This window comes from Photobacterium marinum (assembly GCF_000331515.1).
Classification (GTDB): Bacteria; Pseudomonadota; Gammaproteobacteria; order Enterobacterales; family Vibrionaceae; genus Photobacterium; species Photobacterium marinum.
This window is the reverse complement of the sequence record NZ_AMZO01000036.1, coordinates 157,750-170,065: the sequence shown is the minus strand read 5'-3', so window position 1 is coordinate 170,065 and position 12,316 is coordinate 157,750. Positions and strand designations below refer to the sequence as shown.

General features: G+C 43.8%; 9 protein-coding genes. 5 read left to right on the top strand and 4 right to left on the bottom strand.

All coding sequences use genetic code 11. From position 1 onward, the window contains the following. Positions 1–74: 74 nt before the first annotated feature. From C942_RS21360 to C942_RS21345, 4 genes are all read right to left on the bottom strand, one after another. Complete coding sequence (locus C942_RS21360) at positions 75–2,270, bottom strand: YjbH domain-containing protein (RefSeq protein WP_007470203.1); 2,196 nt, start codon at positions 2,268–2,270, stop codon at positions 75–77. After that, positions 2,270–3,088: a capsule biosynthesis GfcC family protein gene (locus C942_RS21355; protein WP_157372672.1), complete on the bottom strand. Its 819-nt coding sequence runs from the start codon at positions 3,086–3,088 to the stop codon at positions 2,270–2,272. The genes C942_RS21360 and C942_RS21355 overlap by 1 nt, the downstream gene beginning before the upstream one ends. Before the next feature lie 13 nt (positions 3,089–3,101). Further along, a complete protein-coding gene (locus tag C942_RS21350; protein WP_007470199.1) occupies positions 3,102–3,818 on the bottom strand; it encodes a YjbF family lipoprotein in 717 nt (238 codons plus the stop codon). Between the two features lie 160 nt (positions 3,819–3,978). Then, a complete protein-coding gene (locus C942_RS21345) occupies positions 3,979–4,281 on the bottom strand; it encodes a hypothetical protein (RefSeq protein WP_007470196.1) in 303 nt (100 codons plus the stop codon). Between the two features lie 1,080 nt (positions 4,282–5,361). Here C942_RS21345 and C942_RS21340 point away from each other — a divergent pair. The 5 genes from C942_RS21340 to wecC all read left to right on the top strand — a co-directional run bounded on the left by C942_RS21340 (position 5,362) and on the right by wecC (position 12,199). Further along, the gene (locus C942_RS21340; RefSeq protein WP_036801390.1) at positions 5,362–6,501 is read left to right on the top strand and encodes a polysaccharide export protein; all 1,140 of its coding nucleotides are present in this window, start codon (positions 5,362–5,364) and stop codon (positions 6,499–6,501) included. A 301-nt stretch (positions 6,502–6,802) separates the two neighbouring features. After that, entirely contained in the window at positions 6,803–7,231 is a 429-nt protein-coding gene (locus tag C942_RS21335) for an arsenate reductase/protein-tyrosine-phosphatase family protein (protein ID WP_007470191.1), read from the top strand. Positions 7,232–7,341: 110 nt separating this feature from the next. Then, positions 7,342–9,504, top strand: a complete 2,163-nt coding sequence (locus tag C942_RS21330; protein ID WP_007470189.1) for a polysaccharide biosynthesis tyrosine autokinase — start codon at positions 7,342–7,344, stop codon at positions 9,502–9,504. A gap of 275 nt (positions 9,505–9,779) precedes the next feature. Next, the gene (gene wecB / locus C942_RS21325; RefSeq protein WP_007470187.1) at positions 9,780–10,904 is read left to right on the top strand and encodes a non-hydrolyzing UDP-N-acetylglucosamine 2-epimerase; all 1,125 of its coding nucleotides are present in this window, start codon (positions 9,780–9,782) and stop codon (positions 10,902–10,904) included. A gap of 29 nt (positions 10,905–10,933) precedes the next feature. Further along, positions 10,934–12,199: a UDP-N-acetyl-D-mannosamine dehydrogenase gene (wecC, locus tag C942_RS21320; protein WP_036801388.1), complete on the top strand. Its 1,266-nt coding sequence runs from the start codon at positions 10,934–10,936 to the stop codon at positions 12,197–12,199. The last annotated feature ends 117 nt before the right edge of the window (positions 12,200–12,316 follow it).

Here is a 12,316-nt window from a genome sequence, read left to right as displayed (position 1 = left end):
CAACCTATTTTAGGACTAGACAGTACTCAAATTGCATATTTCAATTTGAGTATCGCCAGAAATTTAATCTATTATTAGTTCATTGCCTTGCGTCCGTACCATGGGTAGCGGGCATCGGTAATGCTAAATAGCTCGTATTTGCGGTTCAGCATCTGACCACCATCACGGCTTAGTGGTAACCAGGAAATGTTTGCGCGGTTAGTACTTGGTTTCACTGTCATGATGTCGAAAGGAATCGAAATATAGAAACCTTTGTTATAACTGCCTTCACCAAATTCATCAGCCGAAAGGTTGGTGATTGCGGCAAAAGCCCCGGCAATTACGCCACTGTCAAACTGTTTCGAGAAGTCAATGGTGACCCCTTTATCTTCTGTCAGATATTGGCCGGCACTGATTTTAAACAGGGTATTTGGTAACCACTCCCACTGTGGCTGATAGTAAACTGTCGCATGTCCGGTTATTGCGCCTGTCTGAACCCGGTAGTTTCGCCCGGTCAAAGGATCAAACTGCACTTCTTCGGTAAAGAAACCAAACTGAGAATCCGGATCGCGCTGAATAACATAGTTGGCATCAACACCTAAAGCCCAGTTACTGCCAAGCGGACGGTATAGCACTTCACTTCCCACACCGCCGAACATCATCTCCAGATAACCGCCGTATGCCTGCGCATACCAGTTATCTGCCAGCCGATCCATCCAAGTTAGCTGCAGGTTATTCATTCTCACCGGGTTGTCATTAATATACTGGCGAACCAAGGTACGGACACGTTTTAGATCTGTACCATCTGGCGGTACTTCATACAGAAACTTGTCGTAGTTATCATAAAGGTTGAAGTACAGCGAACCTGCCAGTTCAACATGATTGCCTAACCAGTAATTTGCACCGGCATTAATACCGATGTTAAACATATAGAAGTTTTCAGATCCACCGAAGGACTGTTGAAGGGTAGGGGCAACGCCGATATCCCAAGCCTTGTCGGATTTAGCGATTAACTGCCCTTTCGGTGCATCAGGGTTATCGGTCGTCGTTGCATCATCAATATTGGCACCGAAATACTCATTACGGGCGTATTGGCCAAATTTATCGCTATCAATGCGGGTTTCAGTCACCGCCTGATGGTTGGCCGTTTCAATTAGTCGGTATTCTTTCGCGTCCGGTCTCTGGTTTGCTATTAGGGCCGCTGCTCGCTCATGGGCTTCGGCACGATCACGATATTTGCTTTGCGGGGCAACCACAGTGATTGTTTCCTCAGTCGCGTAAATTGTCGGATCGTCGTAGCCGGCTATTTGGTGCAGGTCTTGAGCCAGTTGCAGCCATTCATCATCACTGAGCTCGGTAATGTTATTGCTGGCATTTGTGCTCGATAAGCGTTGATAGGCGGGTGCTGGTTCATCGCGCCAGATGGCCTTCATATCATTGAAGTTGGTATTGAGGTTGAAACCGAATGTCCAGGTATTGCCGCGTTCATAGCTGACGCGTACATCGCCCCAGTTTCCCAGTCGATACAGCGCTCCATAATTGATTTTGCTGTCTTGTGTCATGTCGATGCCGCCACGGGTAACCGGGAAGTCACTTCGGTAGTCGTTACCATCGTACTCGACTTTCAGGCGCAGTGGCTGCCAAGGTGTTTGATATTCCATGCCGCCAAATACAGCGCTGCAGCCAGTAAACCAACGATCGAAGTCAATACTGCCGCCATTGCCTTTGTACTCGGTATTGCGGTTACAGTCATTGCCTTGGGATTTATCACCGGTAAGGTTACCGCTGTTGCCGATATAACCCCAGCCGATACCAACGGTAAAATCAAATGGGCCGATATGCTTGTTGGCAGCAATATATTCACCGTCAAATAGGCCGGTACCACCAAAGTCACGAACACCGATAGACGTTTCCGGCAGCCAGTAGCTTTCTTTGAGTAACCGGATTTTAAAATCTATCCCTTTATCTGTGTATTTGGTGTCACCGCTGAAACTTGGGTCATTACTATAGAGCAAATCCTGCACCAGGGTGTAACGGATGGTGGATTCGAGCCATGGCAACAACTGAAGGGAAACTGTGTAATGATGGTATTCATCATTATAAGTCGTACCAATATTAAACTCGCCTTCAGGTGCCATACGCGCTGATGGCATTTGAATTAAGCCGACACCGCCGAAATCCGTTTGTGATGGTTTGAATGCGGGGTAGCTGAATTCGTCTGCATGACCTTGAAGAACAGGAAGCATTGCCAGAGTAATGGCTGATAACGAAGTAGTGAGTTTGGTGTTCATTACAGTGTCCGGTTCCTTAGCAGGTTGATCAGTTCCTCGTTCAGAGAGTCAAGGTCATCAGGCAATGCCGCGAAACCCAGATAGATGATAGCGCCCGGAGCGATATCCATATGTTCTTTGTTCCAGTAGGCAATAGGATGTTTTTCAACAATGCCATCCGGTTGGATCACCCACACAGAGCTGTTATCTGAGTTGCTGAGAGGAGTGATTTTTTCAAGGTAGCGCTGTGCGCTCGATCGTTCACGCCACTGAAGTTTTTCCGGTTGTTTTACTGCTCCCAATAGCCATACCGAATTGGGGCGGGGTGGTAAAACAACAGCCACATCTTCACTGATCAAAGGGTTCTGTGTCATTTCAATGCGCACTAAATCATAATCAAGTGAATTAAAAACACGCTGGCCAATGGGTTCGTTTTTAAGCCAGGTTTTCAGGTTTAATACGGCATTACGACCTTCATTCTGCCAAATGGTACTGAGCGTATTTAGTTTGGCTAAAACAGCTTTTTGCTCTGGGTTGCTTCGTGCAGTTAATAGTGCAGCGCCCGGCCAGTAGATTTGATCTGTATTGCCCTTCTTTTGATTGTGTTTTGGCGGCAATGGCAGTTGCTGTAGGTTGGCTATGCTATCTGCCAATACTTGCTGCAGGCGAACTGGTGCTGGATAGCTGAGTTTTAGGTGTTGATTGTATTGTGCAGAAGCGGTTACCTGAACTTCGATCGGCTCAGCCATTAAGGGAGTAACCGCTAATAGTGCATAAAACATCAGGGGGGGGAGCACAACTGATTTTGCACGAGTCATGAATGAAATGAGCGTGTTCATTGTCTTTCCGTGTTTATGAATAAGGCTTCAAAAGGGTGATTTCGATATAAGGCAGGCTCGGAGCCAGTTTTTGCTTACTTTTTAGTACTTTTCCTGTTTCAGGATGTATCCAGAATTCATTCTGATACTCGATATCTAAGCTATTGACCGTAACATCTTCGGTAAAATACAGGACCTCAACAGGCCTGTCATTGAGCATGATTACCGCATCCTGCCGGCGTGAAAAGGTGGATTTCAGCTGGTAGCCCAAATGATAACCCGGTTGCCAGTCAATCGTGCGTTGCCAGTGTTTTGGGGTGTTCGGCAGTTGAAGACCTAGACGTAAGGGATCGGGATGCTGGCTGAGGGTGCTGAGCAAGTTACCTTGAGGCAGGTTGAGGGTTTTGACTAGGCGGCCATATTCGGTTACCAGCATCCCCTTGTCTGAAGATAGCCATTTTAGTTGTAGTGGCTGGCCCTGCAACTGGCTCTGGGTTTGTGTGCCTAGTTTTGTTGGTGTCTCGGCTAGTGCTAACACCATAAACGCCTGTGGCCCGTCACCGATACGGGCATAGATGCTGGCGTAGGGCAGGTTGCGGATATCATCTCTATCCAGCCGGGTGTCGGTATCACCAAACAAGGCGATGTTAAGCGTATCATTAACGTCACTGAATTTTTGACTACAGCCGGAAATAACAGCAGTAATCAAAAACAACAGAAATAGGTGAAAAGCTCGATGAAATAACCGCATTCTAGTGGCAAGTTCCATTTACTGGTTTAGAAATGCAAGCATAGAAATGAATAAGTTTTTAGTACTTAAACTTGCATGCTATTACTTGAAAATAGCCGCACCTAAAGGAGCGGCTATGATTATTCTGTTTTATCCTTGGATTAATGCTCTATTGAGAGAATTAAGCACTTGGAGTTGTAACAGAGTTAGTTGTGCTATTGTTATTTGAATCCACAACGGCAACAGCAGCTACTGTAGCGGCAACACCGGCAGCTACTGCTGTGGCGGTGATACCACCGGCAGCGGCTGCTGTAGCTCCAGCAGTACCGGCTGCAGCGCCTGTAGAGGCTGCTGTTGTGGCCGTTGTAGCCCCAGCCGTTGAGGCTGATGAAGTTGCGCCTGCTGTACCAGCCGTTTCAGTGGCAGCAAACGCAGAGCTAGCCATAGACATTGCTGCTAGCAGGGCAATTGCAGTTTTTTTCATCCTATTCCCTTACTTTTTACAATTAACGTAGAGGCGTTTTTCCCGCTTTAGTTTGGGTATCTCTAGTTATAATTGCCATTTACTCATGGATATTTATTCACAGGAAAAAATATACCCACAAAATAATGACCAATATCAGCCCCATTGTGTCTTAAACCTGTATTAATTACCGTGACAGGTTTGAAGGACATACGATTATGTTCGTCATCATTCTATTTTTGACACGAATTTCATGTCGATAATGATGGGGGCAAATAACATAACCCAGAGGTACGCTCGACTAATAATATTGGGTTATTGTTTGGTTAGCAATGGAAGAACCGGAAGTAGATGAATATTTCTGATCGCGCCAAAATGGGCATTTATATATATATAAATGCTGATGATACGTGGTGTGATAACAAAACCATCAATAATGAGTCTTAAGTAACTCCCACTTCCTGCGCGTCCGCCCTATCATTTCTTTCTCCTTAAGTTACTTAAAATCAAAGCGTTATAAGTACTTGCTGTGTTTTTGGGCATTCTTGTATGTAAATTTTTATTCCTAATATGAAGTTTATTGTGTAGTATAATTATCACAACTGTAATTGAGAAATTTGTCATTTATTGACTACACTGTAGTTGGGTGATTTGTTATTTGTCACTTAGAAAGTGGCCACTGAACTACAAGTACAACAAAGGCATTGTGGATAACGCATCAGGTGCTTGTAAGAATATGCTTGAGGCTAGTTATATCAAGGGCCTTAATAGCAAAATGGTATAAGCTAAGGCGCTTTGGGAGCTATAACCCAAGGGCGGTAGCATGGAAATTCCGTAAATACCGGATTGTTCAGGGATGAAGTAAAGCTGTTAAGTAAGTTCTTAGCTACGCGAAATTTAAAGAATTAAGAGAAGAAATTTTAAAGTTGCGCAGTAACTTTAATATCTCTCTTGGAATAACTTACTCGGTAGAGTTATAGCTTTTCATTCCCTACAGTTTCTCAGCTTCGGTTTGCGTTTGAAACCGAGACTAATTTTAGCTACTTGGTTCCAGTACCTAGGATCCAGGATGTCGTAACCTTTAATTTTTCGAACCCAAATATGCATTTCACAAAGAAGCTTCTGATATCTGCAATGGCATCGACCATGCTGGTAGGGTGCACGGTGCCCGGCTCACATTTGAATGTCAATAATAAGAATATTGTTGCGATAGATAGTGAGCAGAAAACGGATATATCCGAACAGGTTAATGTGTACCCGCTGACAGCTGGTACAGTAAGTAAGATGAAAACCCCTAGGGTCGTATCGAAAAGTAATCCAGTCTTGGATGCGGAAATTACCGGATATCAATACAGAATTGGTCCGGGAGATATTCTTAATGTCACTATTTGGGACCATCCTGAACTGACGATTCCAGCCGGTTCTTACCGAAGCTCTAGTGAATCCGGTAATTGGGTACATGCCGACGGCACTATTTTTTATCCTTATATTGGTTTGATTAAAGTCGGTGGTAAAACGGTAACCCAAGTTCGGGATGAGATGGCGAACCGCCTGAAAGCATATATTGAAAGTCCTCAGGTTGATGTCAATGTTGCCGCTTTCCGTTCTCAAAAATCCTATATCACAGGTGAGGTTAATCAGCCGGGTCAACAGGCCATCACTAATGTACCGTTAACATTATTGGATGCGATTAACCGTGCGGGTGGGTTAGCTGAAGATGCTGACTGGCGCAACGTAACGCTTACTCGTAATGGGGGGGAAGAGAGTATTTCACTTTATGCATTGATGCAGCGTGGTGATTTAACTCAAAACCGCTTATTACGTCCTGGTGACATTGTTCATGTGCCTCGTAATGATGCGCAAAAAGTTTTCGTTATGGGCGAAGTCAACGATCCTAAACTGTTGAAAATTGATCGCGCTGGTATGAGCCTGACCGAAGCTCTTAGCTCGGTAGGTGGTATAAATCAATTAGAAGCGGATGCCACTGGTATCTTTGTTATTCGTGGTAACCGTAATAAAGCCAATGAATCCAGCGTTATTGCCAACATCTATCAGCTAAATATCAAAGACGCATCTGCATTAGTAATAGGTACCGAATTTGACTTGCAACCGTACGATATTATTTACGTAACAGCGGCTCCTATTACCCGCTGGAATCGTGTTATCAGTCAACTTCTACCTACTATCACTGGGTTCAATGAGTTGAGTGAAGGTGTACTACGTATCCGGACTTGGCCATAGAAACGAAGTTTCTAGATTTGAGATAGAGAGTATCGAGTGATAGTTCCCTCAGTTAGCCATGGAAGGTTAATGTTGTATCTGAAAAAACACAAATGATTTGATTGTAGAGTTGATAGACGTTACTCGAATGATTAGTGGCTTAATCAAGTACCGTACATCCCAAATAAATGAAGAATGTTCAGAGTATAGAAGTGAGTCGTTATGAGACTTGTATAACTCCCTGGGGCGTTAAGTTGTTTGCCAAGTGCTCCAAGTTTACTTTTCGACTCTCGACTCTAAACTCTCGTAACAGGAGAGTCTTATGTTCCAAAAAATCCTAATCGTCTGCGTTGGCAATATCTGCCGTTCTCCGTCGGGCGAATATCTATTGAAAAAATTGCTACCGAGTAAACATATCGCTTCTGCCGGTGTTGGTGCGCTGGTGGGTAAGCCTGCAGATAGTATAGCAACAGAAGTTGCGGCAGCTAACAGTGTCAGCTTGGAAGGGCATGTTGCGCAGCAGCTAACCAGTGACCTTTGTAGGGAATATGATCTGATTCTGGTGATGGAAAAAGGACATATTGAAGCGGTAACCAAGATAGCCCCCGAAGTGCGCGGCAAGACAATGCTGTTTGGGCAATGGATTGGTCAGAAAGACATTCCCGATCCATATCGCCAAAGCCGAGAAGCCTTTGAACATGCCTACAGCTTGATTGACGAAGCCGCTCAAGCCTGGGCGAAGAAGTTGTAGCCAGGGACGAGTTTAGTAGATGTGAGTAGCTGCGGAAAGTCTGCTTATTTTACTCGCACCTCGTCTTTTAATCCTCGCCTCTAGTCAAATACTCATTCCTGGAATTTTAAATGAGCATTACACAAAACCTTCAAACCAAACAAACGTACTCAGATGAAATCGATCTGGGCAAACTATTTGGTATTCTAGTTGATAATCGTTGGAACATTATAGCAATTACCTTTTTGTTTGCTGTTATGGGGGTGGCCTATGCGCTGTTAGCCACTCCAATTTATAAAGCAGACGCCTTAATCCAAGTTGAACAAAAAAGCTCCGGTATGTCTGCCCTTGGTGATATGGGTGAAATGTTTGCTGGTGAGTCGTCATCCAACACTGAGATTGAAATCATTACGTCGCGAATGATTTTGGGGAAAACTGTCGATAAGCTGAATTTAACAACAGTAGTAACACCTAATTATTTACCAGTGATTGGCAAAGGCTTAGCTCGTATTGAGGGGCAACAGAACCATATTGAAATAAGTCGCTTTGAGTTGCCTGATGATATTGATGTGCCTGTATTTACAATCAGTGTGTCAGATGCACGAAAAGGGACTTATGAGTTGCTTGATAAGAATGAACGTGTTGTACTGCAGGGGCGCGTTGGTGAGTTAGCACAACAGGGTGAATTTAATCTATTTGTGACTGAAATTACAGCACAGAATGGGGCAGCATTTACTGTAAAAAAACGCTCTCGAATTGATGCAATTCAGTGGTTACAGAAAAATTTGTCAGTTAATGAGCGCGGTAAGAAAACGGGCATATTACAGCTCTCATTTACTGGTGAGAACAGAGCCGATATTAAAGCAATCCTAGATGACATTAGTCAGAATTACTTTTTGCAAAATGTTGAGCGTAACTCTGCTGAAGCGGAAAATAGTTTGGAGTTTTTGCGTAAACACTTGCCTGATATTAAGGCTCAGCTGACCGTATCAGAAGATCAGTTAAATAAATATCGCCAAGAAAATGAATCCATCGACCTGGGATTAGAAGCAAAGTCGACACTGGATGTGATGGTAACCATTGAAGCGCAACTTAATGAATTGACGTTTAAAGAGAGTGAGATATCACAGCGTTTTACTAAGGAGCACCCGGCTTATCAATCACTACTTGATAAGCGTAAAACTTTACTTGCTGAGCGTGAACGCCTGAATAAACAAATCCAAAAGTTACCCAAAACTCAGCGTGAAGTGCTACGTTACACTCGTGATGTTGAGGTTAATCAACAGATTTATGTTCAGCTACTGAATAAAGTACAAGAGCTAAATATTGTAAAAGCCAGTACAGTTGGTAATGTCCGTATTTTGGATAGTGCACAGTCATACACAAAAGCAGTAAAACCAAAGAAATCATTGATTGTTGTGGTGGCTACATTACTAGGTGGTATGTTGGCTGTCGCTATCGCTTTATTACGTTCAGCTTTTCACCGAGGTGTTGAAAATCCGGATGAAATTGAAGCGATTGGTTTACCTGTTTATGCTAGTGTTCCCATGTCAGATTGGCAAATTGAGCTGGAGAAGAAGCAGAAAAGTAAGAAAAAACTTTCCGTTGGAGAGACCCTATTGGCAGTTTCAAACCCGGCTGATCTGTCTATCGAAGCGTTACGTAGCCTGCGCACCAGCCTGCACTTTGCCATGATGGAAGCTAAAAACAATATTTTGATGATTTCGGGCCCTAGCCCGGGTATCGGTAAGTCATTTGTTTCTGCCAACATGGCGGCTGTTGTGGCAAAATCCGGCTCGAGAGTATTGGTGATCGATGCGGATATGCGTAAAGGTCGGATGGAAAAACAGATGGCGGTTTCTTATAAACCAGGTCTTTCTGATTTCCTAAGCGGTCAGTCTTCAATCGAGTCCTTAATAAAGAAGCCCGGTGTTGATAACTTGGATTATATTTCACGTGGAGACGTGCCTCCAAACCCATCAGAACTGCTAATGCATCCGCGATTCAAACAATTGATGGATTGGGCGTCTGAAAATTACGATATGGTAATTGTCGACACGCCGCCTATTTTGGCGGTAACGGATCCGGCTATTGTCGGTGCACATGCAGGAACAACATTACTTGTTGGTCGTTTTGGTCAGAACGCAGTTAAAGAAGTTGAAATAACCAAGCAACGCTTCGAGCAGAATGGTATTGAGATTAAAGGCTTTATTCTTAATGCTGTTGTGCGTAAGGCGAGTAGTTATTACGGCGGTAATTATGGTTATTACAATTATAGCTATGAGTCTAAATAATCATTAATTATTTGAATATTGAAGTAAGGCGGAGGGAACTGCGCCTTGCTTCAATATATTCGCAAATACTATTTTTTAATAGCGCAACCTATTGGCAGGAAATACCTCAATCCCCCGTTATCCCTGATGATACAAGTCCTGTGCGGACTTTTTTTGTGTCTCAACCAAAACAGTTTTTGTCTCAGGCCGCTTTTAGATCTGAGTTTTGATGATGAAAATATTCAACGTTACATGGGCAATCTCATATTTAATTTTAGTTTAAATTGGCAAGGAATATGGCAAAGAAACGTATTTTGACGGTTTTTGGAACCCGTCCGGAAGCAATAAAAATGGCACCCTTGGTGCACGCGTTAGCGGACGATGCGCGCTTTGAGGCGAAAGTCTGTGTGACGGCGCAGCACCGGGAAATGCTCGATCAGGTGTTAGATTTGTTTGAGATCATCCCCGATTATGATTTAAATCTGATGAAAGCCGGCCAGACACTTAATGATGTGACCGCACGAATTCTGCTTGAACTAAAACCGGTGCTACAAGAATTTAACCCTGATGTGGTGTTAGTACACGGTGATACGGCAACCACCTTCGCGGCAAGTCTGGCGGCTTACTATGAGCAAATTGCAGTTGGTCATGTGGAAGCGGGGTTGCGTACCGGCAATATTTATTCGCCCTGGCCGGAAGAGGCCAACCGTAAATTGACAGGGGCGTTGACAAAATACCATTTCGCGCCGACTGAAACCTCAAAACAAAACTTGCTGAAAGAAAATTATGACGAGCAGAATATTTCAGTAACCGGTAATACGGTCATTGATGCGCTGTTGATGGTGAAAGAAAAAATAGATAGTGACGCTGACTTAAATGCTACCTTAGCTGCTCTGTTCCCGTTCTTGGATGAAAACAAAAAGCTGATTTTGGTCACCGGCCATCGTCGTGAAAGCTTCGGAGGGGGCTTTGAACGTATTTGTCAGGCATTGGCAGAAACGGCCAAATTACATCCTGACACTCAAATTTTGTACCCGATGCACTTGAACCCGAATGTCCGTGAACCGGTTAATCGCATCTTGGGGGGTATCGAGAATGTATTTTTGATTGAGCCTCAACAATATCTGCCGTTTATTTACTTGATGAGCCGCGCAAATATCATTTTGACTGACTCGGGTGGTATTCAGGAAGAGGCACCGTCACTGGGTAAGCCGGTATTGGTGATGCGTGATACCACTGAGCGTCCTGAAGCAGTTGCAGCAGGTACTGTGAAACTAGTCGGTACCGATATTGAAAAGATCGTAAGTAATTTGAATACACTGCTTACTGATGAAGTAGCCTATCAAGCCATGAGTTATGCTCATAACCCTTATGGTGACGGCAAAGCATGTGAACGAATTATTGATGAATTAGCAAAATAAATAGTTAAGAACAAATTAGGAAAATAATGATGTCATTTGAAACGGTTTCAGTTATCGGCCTGGGTTATATTGGCTTACCTACCGCCGCCATGTTTGCATCACGAAAGAAAAAAGTGATTGGTGTGGATGTCAGCCAGTATGCGGTGGATACCATTAACCAAGGTAAAATTCATATCGTAGAGCCTGAACTGGATATGATTGTCAGTGCGGCAGTGAATGAAGGATATCTGAAAGCAGTCACTACTCCGGAACCGGCTGATGCATTTTTAATTGCAGTTCCTACCCCTTTCTTGCCATGTGAAGATGGGGAAGTACCAGCGCCAGATCTGTCCTACATTGAAGCGGCAAGTAAAGCTATTGCACCTGTTTTGAAAAAAGGTGATCTTGTCATTCTTGAGTCAACATCACCTGTTGGTACGACAGAGCAAATGGCTGCATGGTTGGCTGAAGCACGTACAGACCTGACATTCCCACAAACAGCAGGTGAAAATGCGGATGTTAACGTCGCCCACTGTCCAGAGCGAGTCCTTCCTGGACACGTTGTCCGTGAGTTGGTGGCGAATGATCGTGTAATTGGTGGTATGTCATCACGTTGTTCAGAGCGGTCAGTAGAACTGTACAAAACGTTTGTACAGGGTGAGTGTGTGATCACCAATGCGCGTACAGCTGAAATGGCAAAACTCACCGAAAATAGTTCTCGCGACGTTCAAATTGCTTTTGCCAACGAGCTTTCTATTATATGCGATAAGTTGGATATTAATGTGTGGGAGTTGATTGCTCTTGCCAACCGCCATCCTCGCGTCAATATTCTTCAGCCTGGACCGGGTGTTGGCGGTCATTGTATTGCTGTTGATCCATGGTTTATTGTATCTAAAACGCCTGAAGAAGCGCAGATTATTCATACGGCACGCAAAGTCAATGATGGTAAGCCTGATTGGGTAATTGAAAAAGTGAAGCTAGCGATTGCTGACTTCTTACAGACAAACCCTGAAAAAACTGCACGTGAAGTAACCATCGCCTGTTACGGTCTTGCATTTAAGCCTGACATTGATGATTTGCGTGAAAGTCCAGCTCTTGAGATCACAAAGAAAGTAGCAGCCATGCACTGTGGTCGAGTCATCGCTGTCGAACCAAATATTGATAGATTGCCAACTAAGCTCAAAGGGGTTGAGTTAGTTGATTGGGATATAGCATCAACGGAAGCTGATATTCAATTATTATTGGTAGATCATAAAGAATTTAAAGTAAACAAACCAAATTCAGGTCAGTTTATTGATACTAAAGGTATTTGGTAATAAAGATTGGGGCGTAGGCCCCAATTCATATTGAGCGAGTCTTAAGATTCTTTATACATTAAATTAAGATATGCAATTGGAGTAAAATGACTAATTCATTAATAAGACCCAACATGC